Origin of the sequence: Streptomyces sp. NBC_00663 (assembly GCF_036226885.1) — a bacterium.
In the GTDB taxonomy this organism is placed as follows: domain Bacteria; phylum Actinomycetota; class Actinomycetes; order Streptomycetales; family Streptomycetaceae; genus Streptomyces.
Genome location: NZ_CP109027.1, coordinates 7,423,517 through 7,446,196, shown reverse-complemented (window position 1 = coordinate 7,446,196; position 22,680 = coordinate 7,423,517). Strand labels below are relative to the sequence as shown.

The following is a 22,680-nucleotide window of genomic DNA, read 5'->3' as shown; positions in this document are numbered from 1 at the left end:
CCCGCCGCCCCTACCCGTCCCGCCCAGGTGACGCGGACCGGCGTGCAATGCTGCGCGCATGACCACCGACACGCCCCACACCCTTCCCGACGGTCGTCCGGTCCCGCTCCTGACCGGTCCCGAACTTCCCATGCTGGAAAGCTGGTTGGAGTTCCATCGGGCCACGCTCGCGCTCAAGTGCGCGGGGCTCGACGACGCGCAGGCGCGGGTCGCCGCCGTCGAGCCCTCCGCCCTCACCCTGCTCGGGCTGGTGCAGCACCTCGCCGAGGTCGAGCGGAACTGGTTCCAGCGGGTGATCGGAGGGCTGGACCTGCCGCCCGTGTTCGACGGTGACCCGAGCGGGTACGTCCTCGATCCCGCGCGCACGCTCGAGGACGCGCTCGCGATCTGGCGTCACGAGGTCGAGCGGGGGCGGGAGCTGTACGCCGGGTGGTCCCTCGACGACACCGGGCGGATGGTGGACGCCCCCCTCACCGGGACCGAAGTCAGTCTGCGGTGGGTGCTGATCCACATGATCGAGGAATACGCTCGACACAACGGACATGCGGACCTCTTGCGGGAGGGAATCGACGGGGTAACCGGCGCCTAATTCTCCGGTAATTCTGGAATTCTTTATCAGCACAGCTTCCCGTTTTCTTCTGCCCGCTTTTCTCCGGCCTAAACGCAAAGATTTGGCGAACGCCGAGCGGGGTGATTCGGGCAGATCTCGTGGGGGTTACATGGGTGTGACGCGTTACACATCGCAGCCCTTTTGCACCTTTTGCACGTGACATAATGGGCCATACCTCGCACTTCTCGCGCATCCGTACGCGCCCGCGCGATAACACAGCAAGGTCCGTCATGTAACCCCATCCGGCCATGCATTTTTTAATTTCCCTCGGTAAATTCAATCCGCATGACTGCCTCACCAGCAGACCTGCAAGCCCACCCGCAGAACGACCTGGAAATCGACCGCCCGTCCGTGACGGACGGTGCCGCATTGTGGCGGATAGCGAGGGACTCGAAGGCCCTCGACCTGAACTCGTCCTACAGTTATCTGCTGTGGTGCCGCGACTTCGCCGCCACCTCGGCCGTCGCCCGGGACGGGCGCGGGGAAGCGGTCGGGTTCGTCACCGGCTATGTGCGACCCGACCGTCCGCGCACCCTCCTCGTCTGGCAGGTGGCCGTGGACGACGCCTACCGCGGGCGCGGCATCGCCGCCGCGCTGCTGGACGGGCTCGTCGAGCGGGTCGGTGGCGAGTACGGCGTGACGAGCGTCGAGACCACCATCACCCCCGGCAACACCGCCTCGGAGCGGCTGTTCGGTTCCTTCGCCGAGCGGCACGACGCCTCCCTGGAGCGCGAGGTGCTCTTCCCGACGCGCCTGTTCCCCGACGGTCCGCACGACCCCGAAGTCCTGTACCGCATCGGTCCCCTCTCCCCCTGACCGCACCGCTGACGCCCCCCCGTACTCCCCCCACGCCTAACGAGGAGCGATTCGTCGTGACCATCACCCAGCCCGACCTCAGCGTCTTCGAGACCCTCGAGTCCGAGGTGCGCAGCTACTGCCGCGGCTGGCCCACCGTCTTCGACCGCGCGCACGGCAGCCGTATGTACGACGAGGACGGCCACGAGTACCTGGACTTCTTCGCCGGGGCCGGTTCGCTGAACTACGGGCACAACAACCCGGTCCTGAAACGGGCGTTGATCGACTACCTGGAGCGGGACGGCGTCACGCACGGGCTCGACATGTCGACCACCGCCAAGCGCGCGTTCCTGCAAACCTTCCAGGACCTGGTGCTGCGGCCGCGCGATCTGCCGTACAAGGTCATGTTCCCGGGCCCGACCGGCACCAACGCCGTCGAGGCCGCGCTCAAGCTGGCCCGGAAGGTGAAGGGGCGCGAGGCGATCGTGTCGTTCACCAACGCCTTCCACGGCATGTCGCTCGGCTCCCTCGCCGTCACCGGCAACGCCTTCAAGCGGGCTGGGGCCGGGATACCGCTGGTGCACGGCACGCCCATGCCGTTCGACAACTACTTCGAGGGGACCGTCCCCGACTTCCTGTGGTTCGAGCGGCTCCTGGAGGACCAGGGATCCGGGCTCAACAAGCCCGCCGCCGTGATCGTGGAGACCGTGCAGGGCGAGGGCGGCATCAACGTCGCCCGGCCCGAATGGCTGCGCGCGCTCAAGGAGTTGTGCGAGCGGCAGGACATGCTGCTCATCGTCGACGACATCCAGATGGGGTGCGGGCGCACCGGTGCCTTCTTCTCCTTCGAGGAGGCCGGCATCACACCCGACATCGTCACCGTCTCCAAGTCCATCAGCGGCTACGGCCTGCCGATGTCGCTGTGCCTGTTCAAGCCCGAGCTGGACGTCTGGGAGCCGGGCGAGCACAACGGCACCTTCCGCGGCAACAACCCGGCCTTCGTGACCGCGACCGCGGCCCTGGAGATGTACTGGGCCGACGGCTCGGCGATGGAGAAGCAGACCCGTGCGCGCGGCGAGCAGATCGAGCAGGGGCTCATCGCGATCACGGAGGAGAACCTCGCCGATGTGAAGGAGTACCGCGGCCGGGGTCTGGTGTGGGGCCTGGAGTTCCACGACAAGGCGCGGGCCGGACGGGTCGCCGCGCGGGCCTTCGAACTCGGGCTGCTCATCGAGACGTCGGGCCCCGAGAGCGAGGTCGTGAAGCTGCTTCCCGCGCTCACGATCACCCCCGACGAGCTGGACGAGGGCCTCAGCGTCCTCGCCCGCTCCGTACGAGAGACCGTCTGATCCGAGAGACCGTCCGAACAGGAAGAAATGCCGATCTAGGAGGCATCGCAACACCGTGATCGTCCGTTCGTTCAAGGACATCGAAGGCACCGACCGGCACGTGAGGTCCGCGTCGGGGACCTGGGAGAGCAAACGCATCGTCCTCGCCAAGGAGAGGGTCGGCTTCTCGCTGCACGAGACGATCCTGTACGCGGGTACGGAGACGTCGATGTGGTACGCGAACCACATCGAGGCGGTCGTCTGCGTCGAGGGTGAGGCAGAGCTGACCGACGACGAGACCGGGCGGAAGTACACGATCACGCCCGGGACCATGTACCTCCTCGACGGGCACGAGCGGCACACGATGCGGATCAAGGAGGACTTCCGCTGCATCTGTGTGTTCAACCCGCCCGTGACCGGACGGGAGGACCACGACGAGAACGGTGTCTATCCGTTGCTGACCGAGGAGGTCTGAGCCCGATGACCACCATCACCGATCTGTACCCGAGCCGGGGCGCCGCCGAGGTCACCGTGCCGCGCCAGGACCCCGTCGTCTGGGGCTCCCCCGACACCCCCGGCCCGATCTCGTCCCTCGACCTCCAGTCGTACGAGCGGGACGGCTTCCTCGCCCTCGACGAGCTGATCTCCGAGGACGAAGTGGCCGTCTATCACCGGGAGTTGGAGCGGCTCGTCACCGACCCGGCGATCCGCGCCGACGAACGCTCGATCGTCGAGCCGAAGACCAAGGAGATCCGCTCGGTCTTCGAGGTGCACCGGATCAGCGAGGTGTTCGCGGCGCTGGTGCGGGACGAGCGGGTCGTCGGGCGGGCCCGGCAGATCCTCGGCTCGGACGTCTACGTCCACCAGTCCCGGATCAACGTCAAGCCGGGCTTCGGGGCCAGCGGCTTCTACTGGCATTCGGACTTCGAGACCTGGCACGCCGAGGACGGGCTGCCGAACATGCGGACGGTGTCCGTCTCGATCGCGCTGACCGAGAACTATGACACCAATGGCGGGCTCATGATCATGCCCGGCTCGCACCGGACCTTCCTCGGGTGCGCGGGGGCCACGCCGACGGACAACTACAAGAAGTCGCTCCAGATGCAGGACGCGGGCACGCCGTCGGACGAGGCGCTGACGGCGATGGCCGGTGACTACGGCATCAAGCTGTTCACCGGCAAGGCCGGTTCGGCGACCTGGTTCGACTGCAACTGCATGCACGGGTCCGGCGACAACATCACGCCGTTCCCGCGCAGCAACGTCTTCATCGTGTTCAACAGCGTGGACAACGCGGCCGTGGAGCCGTTCGCGGCGCCCGTCAGGCGCCCCGAGTTCATCGGGGCGCGGGACTTCACCCCCGTCCGCTGAGCACCGGGTAGTCCGTGTAGCCCTTCGCGCCCCCGCCGTAGAACGTCGTACGGTCGGGGGCGTTGAAGGGTCCGCCCATGCGCAGGCGGGACGGCAGGTCCGGGTTGGCGAGGAACAGCTGGCCGTAGGCGACCAGGTCGGCGACGCCCTCCTCGACGAGGGTGAGGGCGTCCGGCCCCGTCGGGCCCTCGGAGGCCGGGCTGAGGACGAGGACGCCGCCGAACCTCTTGCGCAGGGCGAGGGTCAGGTCGCGGATCTCACCGACCTCCATGATGTGCAGATACGCCAGGTCCAGCGGCTCAAGGGCGGCGACCAGCGCGGTGTACGTCGGCTCCGGGTCGGGCTCGTGGATGTCGTTGAGGGGGTTGCCGGGCGACAGCCGCAGGCCGGTGCGGTCGGCGCCGATCGCGGCGGTGACGGCCCGGGCGATCTCGACGGCGAGGCGGATGCGGTTCTCGACGGAGCCGCCCCATTCGTCGGTGCGGTGGTTGGAGCCCGGGGCCAGGAACTGGTGGATCAGATAGCCGTTGGCGCCGTGCAGTTCCACGCCGTCGAAGCCGGCCTCGATCGCGTTGCGGGCGGCGGTGACGAAGTCGTCGACGGTGGCGCGGATCTCGTCCCCGGTCAGTTCGCGCGGGACGACGTACTCCTTCGGGCCCTCGTGGGTGAAGACCTGCCCGCCGGCGGCCACCGGAGAGGCGCCGACCGGGGTCAGCCCGTCGGGCAGCAGGACGGGGTGGCCGATCCGGCCGGTGTGCATGAGCTGGGCGAAGATCCGGCCGCCGGCGGCGTGCACGGCGTCGGTCACCGTGCGCCAGGCGGCGACCTGCTCGGCGCTGTGCAGCCCCGGGGTGTCGGGGTAGCCCTGGCCGACGAGGGAGGGCTGGATGCCCTCGGTGACGATCAGCCCGGCGGAGGCGCGCTGGGCGTAGTACTCGGCGGTGAGTTCGGTCGGCAGGCCGCCGACGCCGGCCCGGCTGCGGGTCATCGGCGCCATCGCGATGCGGTTGGCGAGCGGGGTGCCGGCGAGGTCGACGGGGTCGAACGCGGTGGTCATGGGGGCTCCTCGGGCGACGGACGCGATACGGGAAGGTTCGCGTGGCCGGTTCATGTGGTCGGCCAAGCAATTCAACCGGGAGTCACTCCGGCCCATTCCTTGGTCGGCCAAGTAATTTTCGCGGGCGCGTATCCTTCCAGGCAGGAAACCTGCGAGAACGGCGAGAACGGGGAGCCCCATGGAGGCCACCAAGGAGGCGGAGACCCGCCCCGCCTGTACCGGGCTGCCCTCGGCGGCCCGCGGCGGGCCGGTCAGCCACGCGATCTCCCGCGCCGCCCGGCTGCACCGCAAGGCCGCGGGGAGACTACTGCGCGGGCTGGGGCTGCACGCCGGTCAGGAGCTGGTGATGATGCACCTGTGGGAGCGCGGCCCGGCCCGCCAGTCGGAGCTGATCAGACTCCTCGGCCTCGACCCGTCCACGGTCACGAAGATGCTCCAGCGCCTGGAGCAGGCGGGCCACATCCGTCGCCTGCCCGACCCGGCGGACCGCCGCGCGGTCCTCGTCGAGGCCACCGACGCCGGCGCCCATCTGCTCACCGAGGTCGAGAAGGCCTGGGGCGCCCTGGAGGAGAACACCCTCACCGGCCTCACACCGGCCGAGCGCGATCAGCTCCTCGACCTGCTGGTGAAGGTCGAGAACAACCTCTGCACGAAGGACACCGAGGACATCGAGGGCACCGAGGGATGACACCTCGTCCGGGGTGTACCGGCCGCCCACGAGAAGGCAGAAGTCGACCGGATCCAGGGCGAGTTCGGCCCGTACGGGCTCGTCCTCGACCGACGCCGGCGGGCGTGCCGTGGCCGGTGGTTCAGGAGGACAGCGCGGCCAGCAGGCGATCGACGTCGTCGGCCGTGTTGTAGAGGTGGAAGGCGGCCCGCAGGTTTCCCGCGCGGTCGGAGACCTCGATCCCCGCCGCGCTCAACTCGCCCTGTCGGTGGCCGAGTCCGGGCACCGAGACGATCGGCGCGCCCGGGGACGGGACGGGGGTGTGGCCGAGCGCGGCCAGGCCGGCGCGGAAGCGGTCGGCGAGGGCGAGGTCATGGGCCCTGATGGCGTCCACGCCGAGTTCCGCAAGGAGTTCGAGGGAGTGGCGGGCCGCCGCGTAGGAGAAGAGGGCCGGGCTCTCGTCGAACCGCCGTGCGGAGTGGGCAAGTTCGTCGATGGGGCCGTAACACGCGTCCCAGGGGCGCTCCCCCGCCACCCAGCCGGCGAACAGCGCGGGCAGCCCCCCGAGGTCCTCCGGGACGACGAGGAACGCCACGCCCCGCGGGCAGACGAGCCACTTGAAACCGACGCAGGCGGTGTAGTCGTAGGCGTCCGCGTCCAGGGCCAGCCAACCGGCGGCCTGGGAGGCGTCGACGTAGGTGCGCGCGCCGTGCATCCGCGCGGCCTCACGGATCGCCGGGAGGTCCGCGATCCTTCCGTCGGCGGACTGGGCGGCGCTCACCGCGACCAGGGCGGTGCCGGGGTGGACGGACTCGGCGATCCGCTCCAGCGGGACGCTGCGGACCTTGAGGTCGGCGCGGACGTGGAAGGGGTTCACCAGCGAGCTGAAGTCGCCCTCGGCGGTGAGGACTTCGGCGCCCGCGGGGAGGGACGCGGCGATCAGGCCGCTGTAGACGGCGACCGAGGCGCCGGCCGCGACCCGGCCGGCGGGCACGCCGACGAGGCGGGCGAAGGCGGCGCGGCTCGCCTCGACGTCCCCGAACATGTCGGTCGGGTCGCCGGCGGCGGCCGACTCCACGGCGGTGCGCATCGCGGTCACGGCGCGCACCGGGAGCAGGCCGGTGCTCGCGGTGTTGAGGTAGGTGTTCTTCGCGGCGAACTCGGCACGGACGAGGCTCTCGAAGGTGTCCATGGATCCACTGTGGGCTTCGGAGAACTCCCCGTCCATTGCCGATTTTTACGTGGTTTCGCTAAGCGATGCTTATAGATGCGCCCTGAGCTGGGGCTCCAGGGTTCCTTACCGCTGCGGCACCGCGCAGCCGTCGGGGCCGCAGGCCTCCGCGTCGCCCTGACCGCTCTGGTCGATCAGCTGGAGCGGGGAGCGCTCGCCCCAGGCCTGGGTCAGGGCCTGTGCGAAGACCTCGGCGGGCTGGGCGCCGGAGACGCCGTACTTGCGGTCCAGGACGAAGAAGGGCACGCCGTTCGCGCCGAGCTCGGCGGCCTCGCGCTCGTCGGCGCGGACGTCGTCGGCGTAGGCGGTGGGGTCGGCGAGGACCTTGCGGACGTCGTCGGCGTCGAGGCCGGCGGCGACGGCCAGTTCCACGAGGCGCTCGTCGCCCTCGCTGAAGACGGAGCGCTCCTCGGCGAAGTTCGCCTGGTAGAAGGCCTGGATCAGCTCGTTCTGCCTGCCCTGTTCCTTGGCGAGGTGGAGCAGGCGGTGCATGTCGAAGGTGTTGCCGTGGTCGCGGTCACGGGTGCGGTACGCGAGGCCTTCGGCGGCGGCCTGGGCGCCGAGGTTCTCCTCGCCGGCCTGGGCCTGGGCCTCGCTCATGCCGTACTTCTTGGTGAGCATCTTGATCACGGGCTGGACGTCGCCCTTGGCGCGGCCGGGGTCCAGCTCGAAGGAGCGGTGCACCACCTCGACGCCGTCGCGGTGCGGGAAGGCCTCCAGCGCCTTCTCGAAGCGGGCCTTGCCCACGTAGCACCACGGGCAGGCGATGTCGCTCCAGATCTCGACGCGCATGTTCTCGGCTCTCTCTCCAGGTCGGCGGGGACGGTGAGTGAACGTTCAAGCAGCTGGGTTCATTCCCCGGCGGGAGGGCGGCCGACCGGTGCGCGGCACCCTGTCAGGCGGCGGTCCTCGTCCCGACGCGGCTGAACTGTGTCCGGTACGCCGTCGGGGTCAGGCCTGTGCGGCGGACCAGGTGGGTGCGGAGGGAGTCCGCCGTGCCCAGGCCGGAGGATCTGGCCACCTGGTCCATGGGGAGGGCGGTGGTCTCCAGGAGTTCCTTGGCCCGTTCCACGCGCTGGTGGAGCAGCCACTGGAGCGGGCTGACGCCGCTCTCCGCGTGGAAGCGGCGGGTGAGGGTACGGACGCTGACGCCGGCGTGGCGGGCGAGGTCGGTGAGGGTGAGGGGCTTGTCGAGGTTGCGCATGGCCCAGCCCCGGGTGTCGGCGCAGGCCGTGCCCCGTTCGGGCGGCAGGGGCGTGTGGGTGAACTGGGTCTGGCCGCCCGGCCTGACCGGGGCCACCAGGGCCAGGCGGGCGACCTCGTTGGCGGTGGCCGCCCCGTAGTCCGTGCGGATCATGTGCAGGCACATGTCGATACCGGCCGCGTAGCCGGAGGAGGTGAGGATCTGGCCGTCCTCGACGTACAGGACGTCGCCCTTGAGGTCGAGCGCCGGATAGCGGTCCCGCAGCTCGTCCGCCAGCTGCCAGTACGTCGTCGCGCTGCGGCCGTCCAGCAGCCCCGCCTCGGCCAGCACGAAGGCGCCGCTACAGATGGAGGTGACCCGCCGGCCGGCACCGGCCGCCTCACGGACGGCGGCGACGGTGCGGGGGTCCGGCGCGTAGCGCTCCCCCGTTCCGGCGAGCAGCACCGTGTCGGCGGCGCGGACGGCATCGAGGCCCCGGCTCACATGCAGCTCCAGTCCGCCCGTGGTGGCCACCGGGCCGGGGTCCGGGGTGCAGACGGTCACCTCGTAGCCGGGTGCCCCGTCGACCTCCACCTTCGCGAACAGCAGCTCCGGAATGGCAAGGTTGAACATCGAGACCGGCGACGGCGCGATGACGGCGATGCGGTGCGGTCCCCGCTGCTGCGGCATGGCCAGAACCTCCGGGTGCATGACATTCAGGCCACTACTGTACGTCCCCGAAGATCCGCAGCATGAGAACATGCCAACGGACGAGACCCTCATGGATCAGCAACTGACCCCCGATTCAGCCAAGTTGACCCCTTCTCCCGCCCTCACCCTCACCGCCGCCCTCCTCGGCTTCGCGCTGATCACCCTCGACGCGTCCGTGGTGAACGTGGCCCTCCCCTCGATCGGCTCGGCGCTCGGTGGCGGCCTGTCCGGTTTGCAGTGGGTGGTGGACGCCTACACCCTCGCGTTCGCCGCGCTGATGCTGTCCACCGGCGCGTTCGCCGACCGGGCCGGGGCCAGCCGGGCGTACGGCATCGGCATCACCGTCTTCACCCTCGCCTCGGCGGCCTGCGGTCTCGCCCCCACCCTCCCCGCGCTGATCGGCGCGCGTGTGGTCCAGGGGGTGGCCGCGGCCGTCGTCCTGCCCGCGTCACTGGCTCTCGTGCGGCAGGCGTACGACGATCCCGCCCGGCGTGCCCGTGCGGTGGCCGTCTGGGCCGCGGGCGGGTCCGTCGCGGTGGCCCTGGGCCCGGTCGCGGGCGGCGCGTTGACGGCCGCCTGGGACTGGCGAGGCATCTTCTTCGTCAACCTGCCTCTGGGGGCGGTGGCGTTGGCGCTGCTGTTGCGCGCCCCGCGCTCACCGCGTCGTCCCGCGCCGCTGGATCTGCCGGGCCAGGTGGCGGCGGTGGTGACGCTGACCTCGCTGACGTTCGCCGTGATCGAGGGCGGGTCAACGGGGCTGGTGGCCTGGGGAGTCGCGCTCACGGCCGCTGTGGCCTTCGCCCGGATCGAGCGGCGGCATCCCCATCCCGTCGTCCCGTTCGGCCTGTTCCGCGATCTCACCGTCTGCGTGGCGGTCGCGGTGGGGGCCGCGTGCAGCGTGGCGTTCTACGGGGCCGTCTTCGTCTTCTCGCTCTTCTTCCAGCAGGTCCAGGGGCGTTCCGCGCTCTACGCCGGGCTGATGTTCCTGCCGATGTCTGCGCTGATCGGCGCGACGAACCTGCTGTCGGGCAAGCTGGCCGGCCGGTACGGGGCACGGCTGCCCATGCTGGTCGGCCAGGGCCTCGCGCTCGCGGGGCTGCTGCTGCTCCTGTACGTCGACGAGACCACGCCCCCGGCCCTGGTGGCGGCGCTGCTCGTGCCGCTCGCCCTCGGCTGCGCACTGACGGTCCCGCCGCTCACCACCGTGATGATGGAAGCGGTGCCGGCCGAGCGGGCCGGTCTCGCGGCGGGCGTCCTCAACGCGGCCCGGCAGGTCGCCGGAGGGCTGGGCATCGCGGTGTTCGGGGCGCTGGTGGCCGGCGGCTTCGTGGCCGGGATGCGGCTGAGCCTGGCCATCAGCGCGGCCCTGTTCGCGGTGACCTGGCTGTTCAGCTTCCGTCTCGCAGGTCCTGCATCCAGTTAGGGCGGAACTCCAGGTGGTCGTAGGTCACCACGCACCCCTCCCCCATCGGCGACTGCGTCATGAAGCCGACGAGGGCGGCACCGGTCTCCTTCTCCTCACCCAGGGTGAAGAGCCGGACGAAGGTCCACCGCTTGCCGTCGCGGGACGCGTGGAAGGCGAACGCCCGCCCGGTGCGGCTCACTCTGAGCCAGACCGAACTGCCCTCCACGGTGAAGGAGTTGGCGTCGTCCGAGTGCCCCCGGGTGACCACCGTGCAGACGGTGGGCACGTCCGGGGAGTACTCCAGGCAGAGCTTGGCCCAGGCCCGGTCGCCGACATGGACGTACAACACCCCCGCGTCGAAGGCCCCGGCGAAGCCGACGGTGACCCGGGCTATCAGCTGGAAGTCCCCTTCCGGCGCCCCGAGCAACCGGGGAGCGTCGGAGGCGGGGTCGAGCCCTTCGGCGGTGGGCGGCACGAACCGATCCTGCCGGGGCCCGGCCCACCCGGTCAGGACCCCATCTTCGTACGACCAGTGCCCATCAGGCCCGTAAGTACGGAGGGAGAAGGGCAGTTCGGGAAGTTCGATGTCCATGACCAAATTCTCTCAGGGCGAGGGAAGCTACCTAGGGGCGCGGGGCTGTATTGATCTGCGGCTCCCGCCGCGCGGGCGCGACCAGCCACGAACTACCCGCAGCCCGCAACGCGCCCCGCACCCCTACGGCGAACTACCGCTCCAGACGCCCGTTGAACCGACGAGGAAGCCCCAGCGGATTGTCGTCCCGAAGTTCCTTCGGCAGCAACGCCTCCGGCGCCCCCTGGTACGCGACCGGCCGCATCCACCGCTCAATAGCCGTACCGCCCACGGAAGTAGACGTGGACGTCGTAGCCGGGTAAGGACCGCCGTGATGCTGGGCCGCCGCCACGGCGACCCCCGTCGGCCAGCCATTGACCAGCACCCGCCCGGCCAGCGGCGTCAGCTCGGCGAGGATCTCCGCGCCGCGCCCCTCACCGGCGGCCTCCTCGGCCGACAGGTGAACCGTCGCCGTGAGGTTGCCCGGCAGCCGCGACAGCACCGCATGGGCCTGCGCGTCGTCCTCGTAACGGGCGACGACGGTCACCGGACCGAAGCACTCCTCGAGGAGCAGGTCGTACGCGCCCTCCTCGGCCAGCTTCTCCGCGGCGACCGTGAGGAAGCCCGCGCTGACGGTGTGCTCGCCGCCCGCGCCCGGTGTCACCGGGGACTCGACGTCGGGCAGCTCGACGCGCTCGGCGACGCCCGCGATGAAGTTGTCCCGCATGCGGTGGTCGAGCAGGACACCGGAGGCGGTGTCGCTGACGGCGTCCGTGAGGGACTTGACCAGGCCGTCGCCCGCGGCGCCGGCCGGCACCAGGACGAGGCCCGGCTTGACGCAGAACTGGCCGACGCCCAGGGTCATCGAGCCGGCGAGGCCGGTGCCGATGGCCTCCGCGCGCTCGGCGGCGGCGGCCTCGGTGATGACGACGGGGTTCAGGGAGCCCAGCTCGCCGTGGAAGGGGATCGGGACCGGGCGAGCCGCCGCCGCGTCGAACAGCGCGCGGCCACCGCGGATGGAGCCGGTGAAGCCGGCCGCCGCGACCAGCGGGTGCTTGACCAGCTCGACGCCCGCCTCGAAGCCGTGGACGAGGCCGACGACGCCCGCCGGAATGTCGTGCTCGGCGGCGGCGGCGCGCAGCACGGCCGCGACCAGCTCGGACAGGCCGGGGTGGTCGGGGTGGGCCTTGACGACGACGGGGCAGCCGGCGCCCAGCGCGCTCGCGGTGTCGCCACCGGCGACCGAGAAGGCGAAGGGGAAGTTGGAGGCCGAGTAGACGGCGACGACGCCCAGCGGCACCTTGTAGCGGCGCAGGTCCGGGATCGGCGGGGTGGCCGTGTCGTCGGGGTGGTTGATCACGACGTCGAGGAAGGCGCCCTCGTCGACGATGCCCGCGAAGGTCCGCAGCTGGTAGCAGGTGCGGGCGAGTTCGCCGGTGAGGCGGACCGGGCCGAGCGCGGTCTCCGCGTCGGCGGCCTCGACGAGCTGGTCCTTGGCCGCCTCCAGCTTGTCGGCGGCGGTCCTCAGGAAGGCCGCGCGGACCGTGCGGTCGGCGAGGGAGGCACGGGCGTCGTGCGCGGCGCGGACGGCGGCGTCGACCTCCTGGGCTGTGGCCTCCACCGCAACCTGTTCACGCTGCTTCCCGGTTCGGGGGTCGACACTCCAGACTGGTGCTGCTGCCACCGCGGGTCCCTCCACACATGTAATGCCGCAGTACTGGGTCACCCACCAGGGTCGTTCGATATGCTGAACGCTGTCCCTGATGGTGAATATGCTGTTGGAGACTATTTCCCGTCGAACGAAGGGGTCAAGGGCGATGTCGGCTGGCGAGACGGGGGGCGGCGCGCAGGTCAAGTCCGCCGTACGGACGGTTGAACTGCTCGAATACTTCGCCGGACGCCCCGGTATGCACTCCCTCGCGGCGGTCCAGGAGGCCGTCGGATATCCGAAGTCCAGCCTCTACATGTTGCTGCGCACCCTGGTCGAGCTCGGCTGGGTGGAGACCGACGCGACGGGCACGCGGTACGGCATCGGGGTGCGGGCGCTGCTCGTCGGCACCTCCTACATCGACGGCGACGAGGTGGTGGCCGCGGCGCGGCCCACGCTGGACCGGCTGTCGGACGACACCACGGAGACCATTCACCTGGCGCGGCTCGACGGCACCAACGTCGTCTATCTCGCCACCCGCCAGTCCCAGCACTATCTGCGTCCGTTCACCCGGGTCGGCCGCCGGCTTCCCGCGCACTCCACGTCCCTCGGGAAGGCGTTGCTGAGCACGTACTCGGACGAACAGGTCCGCAAGATGCTCCCGGAGACGCTCCCGGCGCTGACCGAGAACACGATCACCGACCGGGAGAAGCTCATCGAGGAGCTCCACCAGGTCCGTGAGCAGGGCTTCGCCGTGGACCGTGAGGAGAACACCCTGGGCTTGCGCTGCTTCGGCGTGGCGATCCCCTACCGCACCCCGGCCCGGGACGCGATCAGCTGCTCGGTGCCGGTGGCGCGGCTGACGCCCGCCCACGAGCAGATGGTGAAGGACGCGCTGTTCGACGCGCGGGACCGGCTGACACTGGCCACCCGTAGGCTCTGAGGCATGCAGATCGCGCTCCGAGAGGTTCACGACAGTGATCTGCCGGTCTTCTTCCGGCAGATGAACGATCCCGAGTCCCTGCACATGGCCGCTTTCGTCCCCAAGGACCCGGCCGACCGTGACGCGTTCGACGAGCACTGGAAACGGGTGCTCGCCTCCGACGCCGACAACCGGACGATCCTGGTCGACGGCGACGTGGTGGGCAGCGCGGCGGTGTACGGGGAGCCCGGTGAGCGCGAGGTCACCTACTGGGTCGACCGCGCCTACTGGGGGCGCGGGATCGCCACGGCGGCCCTCGGAGCGCTGCTCGCCGAGATCACCGAGCGCCCGCTCTACGCCCGCGCGGCGGCGGACAACGCCGGTTCGCGGCGGGTGCTGGAGAAGTGCGGGTTCCGGGTGTCGGCCCATGACCGGGGGTACGCCCACGCCCGCGGCGAGGAGATCGACGAGATCGTGCTGAGGCTGGACGCCTGACACCGTCGTCACCGCATCGTCGTACATGAACGTCCGATGAGAAAAGCGGACGCATGGAACGATTCGATCGTCCTCGCTCGTCTACCAGTGCGGGATGAACAAGACGATCAGGCGCGCGTCGGTCTTCGCGCTGCTGCTGGTGTTCGCTCTGCTGGTGCGGGCGACCTGGGTGCAGTTCTACGAGGGCCAGGCGCTGGCGGACGACAGCGACAACCGGCGGAACGCGATCGAGACGTACTCGTCTCCGCTGGGGAACATCATCGTGGCCGGTGAGTCGATCACCGGTTCCGCGAAGACGACAGGGAGCGACCTCAAGTACAAGCGCACGTACAAGGACGGCGAGCTGTACGCGGCGGTGACCGGCTATGCCTCGCAGGCGTACGCGCCGACCCAGCTGGAGGGCATCTACCAGGACCTCCTCAACGGCTCGGACAGCCGGCTGAAGGGCGTCATGGACACGGTCACCAACCAGCGGGCCGAGCCGGGCAACGTGGTCACCACGATCGACCCGGATGTGCAGAAGGCCGCCTATGACGCGCTCGGCGACAAGAAGGGCGCGGCCGTCGCGATCGACCCGAAGACCGGCAAGATCCTCGCGGTCGTGTCCACCCCGTCGTACGACCCGTCCTCGCTGACCGACGCCAACACCGCCGGGTCGGCCTGGAAGAAGCTGACCAAGGACGCCGACAAGCCGCTGACCAACCGCGCGCTGCGACAGCCGGTGGCGCCGGGTTCGACGTTCAAGCTGGTCGTCGCGGCGGCGGCGCTGGAGGACGGTCTGTACTCGTCGGTGGACGAGAAGACCGACAGCCCGGACCCGTACACCCTGCCGGGCACGGTCACCCCGCTGGAGAACGAGAACAAGTCCGCCCCCTGTGAGGACGCGTCGATCCGGACCGCGCTGCGGTACTCCTGCAACAACGTCTTCGCGAAGATGGCGTACAACCTCGGCGAGGACAAGCTGCGGGCGACGGCCGAGAAGTTCGGCTTCAACGACACATCGCAGGACGTGCCGGTACGGGCCTACACCAGCGTCTATCCGTCCGACATGAACGACTCGTCCACGGCCCTCACCGGCATCGGCCAGTTCGACGTCACCGCCACCCCGCTCCAGATGGCCATGGTCTCCGCGGCCATCGCCAACGACGGCAAGCTGGTCTCGCCGCACATGGTCTCGCAGATCACCAACAGCGGCGGTGACGTGCTCAAGGACTACGACGACGACGCGTCGAGCGACCAGATCATGAGCTCCGACACCGCCGAGCAGCTCCAGTCGGCGATGCAGACGGTCGTCGAGGACGGCACGGGTACGAACGCGCAGATCGACGGCGTGACGGTGGGCGGCAAGACCGGCACGGCCCAGCACGGCGAGAACAACAGCGAGACGCCGTACGCCTGGTTCACGTCCTACGCCAAGGCAGGCGACAAGGAGGTCGCGGTGGCGGTACTGGTGGAGCAGTCGAACGCGGCTCGCTCGGAGGTGAGCGGCAACGGCCTGGCGGCCCCCGTGGCCAGGGCAATGATGAAAGCAGCGGTCCAGTAAAGGGCCTTTAGGGGCGCGGGGCTGTATCAATGTGCGGCTCCGCCGCGTGGGCGCGACCAGCCACGATCCACCCGCACTGGTCGCGCAGCGCCCGTCACTTGGCCCCGAGGACCTGCTCAATAGGGTCGATCGCGAAGTACACCAGGAACAGCGCCGAAACCCCCCACAGCAACCAGTGGATCTCCTTCGCCTTCCCGAGCACCACCTTGATCACCACGTACGCCAGGAACCCGGCCCCGATCCCGTTGGTGATCGAGTACGTGAACGGCATCACCGCGATCGTCAGGAACGCCGGGATCGCGATGTCGTACTTCTCCCAGTCGATGTTCTTGACCTGCGTCATCATCAGGAACCCGACCGCCACCAGCGCCGGCGCGGCGGCCTGGAGCGGCACGATCGTCAGCAGCGGCGTCAGGAACAGCGCGAGCCCGAACAGCCCACCGGTGATGAGGTTCGAGAAGCCGGTGCGCGAGCCTTCGCCGACACCCGCCGCCGATTCGATGTAGGACGTCGCGGACGACGAGGACGCCGCGCCGCCCGCGACCGCCGCCGCACCGTCGATGAGCAGCACACGGCCGAGGTTGGGCACCTTGCCCTCCTCGTCCAGCAGTCCCGCCTCCGCGCTGATGCCGACGACCGTGCCCATGGTGTCGAAGAAGTCGGACAGCACGAGGGTGAAGATCAGCAGGACGACGGTGATGATGCCGACGCCCGCCGCGTCGAACGCGCCGAACAGGCTGAAGTGGCCGATCAGGCCGAAGTCGGGAGTGTCGACCAGCTTGTCGGGCCAGGCCGGCGTGGTCAGCCCCCAACTCTTCACGTCTGCGACCGAGTTGATGATCATCGCGAGGATCGTCATCGTCACGATGCTGATGAGGATCGCGCCCTTCACCTTGCGGGCGAGGAGTCCGATGGTCAGCAGGACGCCGAGACAGAAGACGAGAATCGGCCACCCGGCGAGGGAGCCGGTTCCGCCCAACTGCACCGGAACCGTGGTGTTCGCGGCGTCCGGGATACGGCTGACGAAACCGGCGTCGACGAAGCCGATGAACGCGATGAAGAGACCGATGCCGACGCTGATCGCCTGCTTCAGCGGCTGCGGGATCGCGTGCATCACCGCCTCACGCAGTCCGGTCACCACCAACGCGCAGATGAGCAGGCCCTCCAGGACGACCAGGCCCATCGCGTCGTCCCAGCTCATCAGCGGGGCGATCTGGAAGGCGACGACCGCGTTGAGACCGAGGCCGGCGGCGAGCGCGAGGGGCAGATTGCCGCCGACGCCCATGATGATCGTCATCACTGCGGCCACCAGGGCGGTGGCGGTGGTGAGTTGGACGGCGTCCAGGTGGTGGCCGAACTTGTCCTTCGCACTGCCCAGGATGATGGGGTTCAGGACAAGGATGTAGGCCATCGTGAAGAACGTGGCGAATCCGCCGCGTATCTCCCGGCCGAAGGTGGACCCTCGCTCGGAGATCCTGAAGTACCGGTCCAGGCTGTTAGCCGCCTGTGGTGGGGCGGTTGGCCGGTCGGCCGGCGTCTTCGTCTCGGACATGGCTGTGCTCCTTGTTGCCTGAATGATCTGTGCGCGGATGCTGGCTGGATTGTTCCTGTGTTGAACTCGTTTCAGGTTTTCAACGTGTTACGGAATCGGCGTCGACCCGTCAGACTGCGTTCGAAGCCCCGTACGAGCTAAGCGTTCGATCACTGCTACGCTTCCCGATCTCATCCGGGCCGCCGCCGGATGATCACATGTCATTCACATGACACGCACAGAGAGGACGTCCGTGGGCACTGTCGTCGACGACGCCGCCTCCGTGGAGTTCCATGCCTTCTTCGAGCGCCACTACGCCGAACTGTCGCGCCTCGCACACCTGTTGACAGGTGAGTCGGACGCCGCCGACGACCTGGCGGCGGACGCGCTGCTCGCGCTGTGGCACCGCTGGGACCGGGTGCGGGCCGCCGACCATCCGGTCGCGTACGCCCGTGGTGTTGTCGCCAATCTGGCCCGGACGCGCATCCGCAGCGCGGTGCGGGAGCGTCGGCGGATCGCGCTGTTCTGGTCGCAACGCGAGGAGAAGACGGAGAACCCGGACATAGCGGGGGTCGTGGACGTCCAGGGCGCGCTGCGCCGGCTGCCGTTCCGCAAACGGGCGTGTGTGGTGCTTCGGCACGCGTTCGACCTGTCGGAAAAGGACACCGCTCTCGCCCTCGGTGTGTCCGTGGGTACGGTTAAGTCCCAGACGTCCAAGGGGATGGCCGAGCTCCAGCGTTTGCTCGGCTCCCAGGGCGTTCCCCAGAAGGTGCACGTGGCGATGGCGCGCGGCGGCGAGACCGTAGGACGGAACCGATGAGGCAGCAGGACGTGCACGACGAGCTGCGCGCCCGGCTGCACGAGGCGGCCGGGCAGCACGAGCCCGACCGCGCGCGCATCCTGGCGCGGATCGAGCGCGGCATGGCCGAGCAGGACCGCCCCGACCACCGGGCCACCCGGCCGCCGGTGTTCGGCTGGGTGCGGGTGGTGTCCGCCACGGCGGCGGTCGCGTGTGTGCTCGGCATCGGCGGTTACGCGGTCGCGTCGGCCGTGAAGGACGACTCCCCGCAGCAGACCGTCGCCACCACGGCGACGCCCGAGCCGTCGCCGGACGCGACCAGCCGGGCGCCGATCCATCCGTCGGCCCCGGAGCCGGGCGAGACGCCGAAGACCGAGAAGCCGCGCGCCACCCCCACCTCGAAGGCGCCCTCCGCGACCGCCACCGCGCAGCCGCCGGTCACCGCCGCCGGCGAGGAGGACGGTCCGCTGTGGTCGGACGGTTCGGTGGACCCGCACAGCAACGACTTCTGGGCACAGAGCAACATCACCCTGAAGACCTCCGAGGAACTGACCGCGCTCACCGTGCAGTTGAAGATCGCGCAGACCGGCGGGGTGACCTCGGCGGGCGCCTGGCGCTCGCTGCCGGAGGACGACTTCACCCTCACCACCGAGAAGAAGGACGGTTTCCTCGTCTACACCTGGACGCTCAAGGAGGGCCGCAAGGTCGCCAAGGGCGAGTGGGTGTTCGCGGGGCAGTACGACCATGAGCGCGGCGGCCGGGACGCGGCCGACGACAGCTACACCGCGACCGGTACGGCGGACGGCGAACAGCTCGCCGTGAAGGGCGGCTTCGCGTCCCACAGCGGCGACGACGCGTCCAACGAGGGCGACTCGTAAAGAATCCGAGAAGCGGCGGCAACCCTTTCTCCACCCGTGGCGACCAGGAGACGCAAGGATCCTCTCCCACGCAAGGAACGGGCATGACTGCACGAGCTGAACAGCGCGTCCGCCACCGTCGCCGGATCACCAAGCGGCGGGCGGTGATCGCCGGGGCGTCCGCCCTCGCCCTCACCGGTGCGGCGATCGTCACGACGACGATGCTGTCCACCGCCGGCGCCGCCTCCTCCTGGCCGACGGCCACCGGCAGCAAGGCCGTGTCCTCCACGGTCAAGGTGTCCGGGACCCTGGACGGCAAGTACGTGAAGTACTACGGCTCCGGCGCCCTGGGCAGCGACAGCCAGGACGAGGACCAGGGCCCGATCTTCGAGCTGGCGGACGGCGCCACCCTGAAGAACGTCATCATCGGCACCCCGGCCGCGGACGGCGTGCACTGCCTGGGCAGCTGCACCCTTCAGAACGTGTGGTGGCTGGACGTCGGCGAGGACGCGGCGAGCTTCAAGGGCAAGTCCTCCTCGTCCGTGTACACGGTCTACGGCGGCGGCGCGAAGAACGCCTCCGACAAGGTCCTCCAGTTCAACGGCGCCGGGAAGCTGGTCGTCTCCAAGTTCCAGGTGGAGAACTTCGGCAAGCTGGTGCGCTCCTGCGGCAACTGCAAGACCCAGTACAAGCGCACGATCATCATCAACGACGTGGACGTCACGGCGCCCGGCAAGTCGATCGTCGGCATCAACGCGAACTACGGCGACACGGCCGCGCTGCGCAAGATCCGGATCCACGGCGACAGCGGCAAGAAGATCAAGACGTGCACCCGCTTCAAGGGCAACAACACGGGCGCGGAGCCGACCGAGATCGGTTCGGGTCCGGACGGAACCAACTGCAAGTTCACCTCCTCTGACATTTCGTACGAGTGAGTGAACCTTCAAGCATGACGGAGCCGACCCCTTGAGCACCCACAGGAAACACCTCACGCGCCGCCGGGTGCTCGGAGCCTCCGCGATCGGCGTCGCCGCCACCGGCGCCGCCGTCGCGGGCGGCACCGGACTCCTGTCGTCCGCGTCCGCCGCGACCTTCGGCTACCAGGACGACGGCACGAACTACGTCGTCGACACCGGCGCCTCGCTGGTCTTCAAGGTGTCCAAGTCGACGGGCGACCTCACGTCCCTCGTCTACCGGGACAAGGAGTACGAGGGGTACGGCGGCAAGCACTCGCATGTCGAGTCCGGACTCGGCGCCTCGACGGTGACGGTCAAGCAGTCGGGGTCGACGATCCTGGTGAAGGTCGTGCACGGCGCGATCACCCAGTGGTACGCGGCCCGCAGCGGCCGGAACAACGTCTATCTGTGGACGGACAAGAAGGACGCCTCCTTCACGGCGACCCGGTTCATCGTCCGCCTCAAGCCGGGCATGTTCCCCAACGAGGGCTCGGACAGCTGGATCGAGGCCTCCGACAAGGTGATCGAGGCCGGTGACGTCTGGAAGCGCGCGGACGGCACGACCCACTCCAAGCACTACTCGGGCAAGCGGGTCATCGACTACGACCACGTCGGATTCACCACCGGCTCGGTCGGTCTGTGGCTGGTGCGCTCGAACCACGAGAAGGCCTCGGGCGGCCCCTTCTACCGCTCGCTGCTGCGCCACTCCAACGACAAGGGCGCCGGGCTCTACGAGATCCTGCACTACAACCAGGCGCAGACGGAGCCCGAACGCTTCGGCCTCCAGGGCCCGTTCGTGCTGTCCTTCACGGACGGCGGTACGCCCTCGCCCGCCCTGTCCGCCGGGAAGCTGGACACCTCCTGGGTGGACGGCCTCGGCATCATGGGCTGGGTCGGCGCGTCCGGCCGCGGCAAGGTGGCGGGCGTCGGCCTGAAGAACATGGACGCCACGTACCCGTACACCGTGGGCTTCGCCAACGCCGACGCCCAGTACTGGGCGAAGGCGGCGGCCGGCACGGGCGCGTTCTCGTGCGGGGGGATGCTGCCGGGGACGTACACGCTGACCGTCTACAAGGGCGAACTCGGCGTGCACACCGCCACGGTGAAGGTCACGGCGGGCGGTACGACGTCCCTGAACAGCCTGACCATCAGCGGTGACCCGTCCACCGCGAAGACCGTCTGGCGGCTCGGCGACTGGGACGGCACACCCGGCGAGTTCAAGAACGCCAAGCTGATGACGTACGCGCATCCCTCCGACGCCCGCGCGGCGAAGTGGACCGGCAACGTCACGATCGGCGCGGGCGGCGAGGCGGCGTCCTTCCCGGCGTACATGTGGAAGGACGTCAATGACGGCGTCCTGGTCTACTTCAAGTTGACCAAGGCCCAGGCGGCGGCCGCGCACACGCTGCGCGTGGGGGTGACGGACGCCTTCTCCAACGGGCGCCCGCGGGTGACCGTGAACGACTGGGTCTCGGCCGTCCCCACGGCTCCCGCTCAGCCCTCGACGCGCTCACTCACCACGGGTTCGTACCGGGGGAACAACCATTCGTTCGCTTTCAACGTCCCATCCAGTGCGTGGAAGACGGACCCGAATCAGTACAACGTCCTGAAGCTCACCATAGTGAGCGGGTCGGGCGGCACGGCGTTTCTCAGCGCCGGTACGTCGTTCGACTGCATAGACCTGCTGACCTGAGCCCCCCTCGGTCAGCAGCGCCGGCAGAGCCCCCCTCGGCCGGCAGGGAAACGCCCCGCCTGTGACGACAGGCGGGGCGATTCTCTTCTCTCCGCGGTCAGTTCATCGTCGAACCGATGGTGGTGGAGCCGGTGGTGAGGAAGGTGGAGGCCGGAAGCGAGCCGTCCGACTTACGGGCTCCGTACGCGGTCGTGGCGTCCGTCGTCCTGAAGGACGGCGTGGAGACGCCGCTGTCCCAGTTGTTGGCGGCGGACACGGTGGAACCGCTCAGCTTCGACAGCCCGCTCTTGTTGCTCACCGCGAGGTTCCGTGCCAGGCGCGCCTTGCCGGTGGCGAAGTAGAAGCCCGCCTCGGCATTGGCGTACGCGGTGTTGCGGTTCAGGACGATCGCGCCGGGGTTGGAGTTCTCGGTGAACCCGTTCAGCGTGTTGTCCCAGGCCGCGTTGTTGTTGACGACATGCGCGACCGTGACGCCCCCGCCGCCCAGCTTGTACCCGTTGCCGTTGCCCTCGAAGGCCGAGTCGTTCCAGCGGTTCTTGCCGTTGCCGAAGGCCCACGAGTGCTCGATGGTGACCGGCGAGGAGAACTGCCAGAGGTCGAGGCCGTCATCGGAGTTGTTGTAGAGACGGGCGCCCGTGACCTTGTTGCCCGTCCCCGAGCCGAACTTGATCGCGATGCCGTCCGCGTTCTGGCCGTGGCCCGCCGGGTCGTAGTTGCCGTAACTGTCCAGGTTCTGCACGAGGTTGTTCGTCGTGCCGTCGCCGCGCAGGGTGAACCCGGAGTCGCCGTTGTTCGCGGTGACGAGGTTCTTGAAGACGCCGCCCACGGACGAGGTGGCGACGAAGCCCTGGGCCGGGGATTTCTGGAAGGTGAGGTTGGAAACGGTCCAGTAGTCGCCGTAGATCCCGGCCAGCCAGGACCCGGCGGGCAGCTTGGAGCCGTCGATCTTCACCTTCTCGCTGCCGTACGCCTGGAGCGTGATCCGCGCCGAACTGGTGCCGTTCGCCGTCGACTTCAGGGTGGCCGTCGGGTAGTACGTACCGGCGCGGACCTGGATGACGGTCCCCGCGGTCGCGCTCTTCACCGCCGACTCCAGCTGTGCGGTACTGGAGACGGTGACCGTCGTCGAGGCGGCCTCGGCGCCCCCGTTCGACAGCCCGAGGTACACACCGCCCGCCCCCGCGGCGACGGCGACGGCCGCGGCGATCGAGAGGGTGCGGGTCCTGCGGTGGCGTCCGGTGCTCTGACGCACGGAGCGTTCCTTTCCTAGGGGGTTCGTACGCACAGCAGTCGTCACCGTGACCCTAGGA

Annotated in this window: 22 protein-coding genes; 14 read left to right on the top strand and 8 right to left on the bottom strand. The window is 69.5% G+C overall.

Annotated elements, in window-relative coordinates; all coding sequences use genetic code 11:
- The first annotated feature begins 58 nt into the window (after positions 1 to 58).
- The 5 genes from OG866_RS33725 (at position 59) to thpD (ending at position 4,101) form a co-directional block, all read left to right on the top strand.
- On the top strand, positions 59 to 589 hold the full coding sequence (locus tag OG866_RS33725; RefSeq protein WP_329340633.1) for a DinB family protein: 531 nt from the start codon (positions 59 to 61) through the stop codon (positions 587 to 589).
- Positions 590 to 895: 306 nt separating this feature from the next.
- Positions 896 to 1,426 carry a diaminobutyrate acetyltransferase gene (gene ectA / locus OG866_RS33720; RefSeq protein ID WP_329340632.1) on the top strand — a complete coding sequence of 177 codons (531 nt, stop codon included), beginning with the start codon at positions 896 to 898 and terminating at the stop codon, positions 1,424 to 1,426.
- A gap of 56 nt (positions 1,427 to 1,482) precedes the next feature.
- On the top strand, positions 1,483 to 2,754 hold the full coding sequence (gene ectB / locus OG866_RS33715; protein WP_329340630.1) for a diaminobutyrate--2-oxoglutarate transaminase: 1,272 nt from the start codon (positions 1,483 to 1,485) through the stop codon (positions 2,752 to 2,754).
- A gap of 55 nt (positions 2,755 to 2,809) precedes the next feature.
- Entirely contained in the window at positions 2,810 to 3,208 is a 399-nt protein-coding gene (locus tag OG866_RS33710; RefSeq protein ID WP_329340629.1) for an ectoine synthase, read from the top strand.
- A gap of 5 nt (positions 3,209 to 3,213) precedes the next feature.
- Complete coding sequence (gene thpD / locus OG866_RS33705) at positions 3,214 to 4,101, top strand: ectoine hydroxylase (protein ID WP_329340627.1); 888 nt, start codon at positions 3,214 to 3,216, stop codon at positions 4,099 to 4,101.
- Here the strand turns inward: thpD and OG866_RS33700 are convergent.
- Positions 4,085 to 5,158 (bottom strand): alkene reductase, encoded by a 1,074-nt coding sequence (locus OG866_RS33700; RefSeq protein WP_329340626.1) that lies wholly within the window; start codon positions 5,156 to 5,158, stop codon positions 4,085 to 4,087. The genes thpD and OG866_RS33700 overlap by 17 nt on opposite strands.
- A gap of 178 nt (positions 5,159 to 5,336) precedes the next feature.
- On the opposite strand from OG866_RS33700, the gene OG866_RS33695 reads away from it, so the two are divergent.
- Positions 5,337 to 5,846 (top strand): MarR family winged helix-turn-helix transcriptional regulator, encoded by a 510-nt coding sequence (locus tag OG866_RS33695; RefSeq protein ID WP_329340625.1) that lies wholly within the window; start codon positions 5,337 to 5,339, stop codon positions 5,844 to 5,846.
- A gap of 121 nt (positions 5,847 to 5,967) precedes the next feature.
- Here OG866_RS33695 and OG866_RS33690 read toward each other — a convergent pair whose 3' ends face one another.
- From OG866_RS33690 to OG866_RS33680, 3 genes are all read right to left on the bottom strand, one after another.
- Positions 5,968 to 7,053 carry an aminotransferase class V-fold PLP-dependent enzyme gene (locus tag OG866_RS33690; protein ID WP_443063594.1) on the bottom strand — a complete coding sequence of 362 codons (1,086 nt, stop codon included), beginning with the start codon at positions 7,051 to 7,053 and terminating at the stop codon, positions 5,968 to 5,970.
- 69 nt (positions 7,054 to 7,122) lie between these two features.
- Positions 7,123 to 7,848 (bottom strand): DsbA family oxidoreductase, encoded by a 726-nt coding sequence (locus OG866_RS33685; RefSeq protein WP_329340623.1) that lies wholly within the window; start codon positions 7,846 to 7,848, stop codon positions 7,123 to 7,125.
- Between the two features lie 103 nt (positions 7,849 to 7,951).
- A complete protein-coding gene (locus OG866_RS33680; protein WP_329340622.1) occupies positions 7,952 to 8,950 on the bottom strand; it encodes a GlxA family transcriptional regulator in 999 nt (332 codons plus the stop codon).
- A gap of 49 nt (positions 8,951 to 8,999) precedes the next feature.
- Between OG866_RS33680 and OG866_RS33675 the strand changes: the two genes are divergently transcribed.
- Positions 9,000 to 10,373, top strand: coding sequence for an MFS transporter (locus tag OG866_RS33675; protein ID WP_329340620.1), 1,374 nt, complete (start codon positions 9,000 to 9,002; stop codon positions 10,371 to 10,373).
- Here OG866_RS33675 and OG866_RS33670 read toward each other — a convergent pair.
- A complete protein-coding gene (locus OG866_RS33670) occupies positions 10,339 to 10,947 on the bottom strand; it encodes a DUF1349 domain-containing protein (RefSeq protein ID WP_329340618.1) in 609 nt (202 codons plus the stop codon). The genes OG866_RS33675 and OG866_RS33670 overlap by 35 nt on opposite strands.
- Positions 10,948 to 11,080: 133 nt before the next feature.
- Positions 11,081 to 12,610, bottom strand: coding sequence for an aldehyde dehydrogenase (NADP(+)) (locus tag OG866_RS33665; protein ID WP_329340617.1), 1,530 nt, complete (start codon positions 12,608 to 12,610; stop codon positions 11,081 to 11,083).
- 133 nt (positions 12,611 to 12,743) lie between these two features.
- On the opposite strand from OG866_RS33665, the gene OG866_RS33660 reads away from it, so the two are divergent.
- The 3 genes from OG866_RS33660 to OG866_RS33650 all read left to right on the top strand — a co-directional run bounded on the left by OG866_RS33660 (position 12,744) and on the right by OG866_RS33650 (position 15,534).
- A complete protein-coding gene (locus OG866_RS33660; protein ID WP_030956770.1) occupies positions 12,744 to 13,517 on the top strand; it encodes an IclR family transcriptional regulator in 774 nt (257 codons plus the stop codon).
- Between the two features lie 3 nt (positions 13,518 to 13,520).
- Positions 13,521 to 13,991 carry a GNAT family N-acetyltransferase gene (locus tag OG866_RS33655; protein ID WP_329340613.1) on the top strand — a complete coding sequence of 157 codons (471 nt, stop codon included), beginning with the start codon at positions 13,521 to 13,523 and terminating at the stop codon, positions 13,989 to 13,991.
- Between the two features lie 94 nt (positions 13,992 to 14,085).
- Positions 14,086 to 15,534, top strand: coding sequence for a peptidoglycan D,D-transpeptidase FtsI family protein (locus OG866_RS33650; RefSeq protein ID WP_329340611.1), 1,449 nt, complete (start codon positions 14,086 to 14,088; stop codon positions 15,532 to 15,534).
- A 94-nt stretch (positions 15,535 to 15,628) separates the two neighbouring features.
- Here the strand turns inward: OG866_RS33650 and OG866_RS33645 are convergent, their stop codons facing one another.
- Positions 15,629 to 17,086: an NCS2 family permease gene (locus tag OG866_RS33645; RefSeq protein WP_329340610.1), complete on the bottom strand. Its 1,458-nt coding sequence runs from the start codon at positions 17,084 to 17,086 to the stop codon at positions 15,629 to 15,631.
- Positions 17,087 to 17,318: 232 nt separating this feature from the next.
- Here OG866_RS33645 and OG866_RS33640 point away from each other — a divergent pair, with 232 nt between their 5' ends.
- The 4 genes from OG866_RS33640 to OG866_RS33625 all read left to right on the top strand — a co-directional run bounded on the left by OG866_RS33640 (position 17,319) and on the right by OG866_RS33625 (position 21,370).
- Complete coding sequence (locus OG866_RS33640; protein ID WP_329344417.1) at positions 17,319 to 17,885, top strand: SigE family RNA polymerase sigma factor; 567 nt, start codon at positions 17,319 to 17,321, stop codon at positions 17,883 to 17,885.
- Positions 17,882 to 18,742, top strand: coding sequence for a hypothetical protein (locus OG866_RS33635; protein ID WP_329340609.1), 861 nt, complete (start codon positions 17,882 to 17,884; stop codon positions 18,740 to 18,742). The genes OG866_RS33640 and OG866_RS33635 overlap by 4 nt, the downstream gene beginning before the upstream one ends.
- A gap of 83 nt (positions 18,743 to 18,825) precedes the next feature.
- Positions 18,826 to 19,656, top strand: a complete 831-nt coding sequence (locus OG866_RS33630) for a pectate lyase (protein WP_329340607.1) — start codon at positions 18,826 to 18,828, stop codon at positions 19,654 to 19,656.
- Between the two features lie 31 nt (positions 19,657 to 19,687).
- Positions 19,688 to 21,370: a rhamnogalacturonan lyase B N-terminal domain-containing protein gene (locus OG866_RS33625; protein ID WP_329340605.1), complete on the top strand. Its 1,683-nt coding sequence runs from the start codon at positions 19,688 to 19,690 to the stop codon at positions 21,368 to 21,370.
- 97 nt (positions 21,371 to 21,467) lie between these two features.
- Here OG866_RS33625 and OG866_RS33620 read toward each other — a convergent pair whose 3' ends face one another.
- Complete coding sequence (locus OG866_RS33620; protein WP_329340604.1) at positions 21,468 to 22,622, bottom strand: right-handed parallel beta-helix repeat-containing protein; 1,155 nt, start codon at positions 22,620 to 22,622, stop codon at positions 21,468 to 21,470.
- Positions 22,623 to 22,680: the final 58 nt, after the last annotated feature.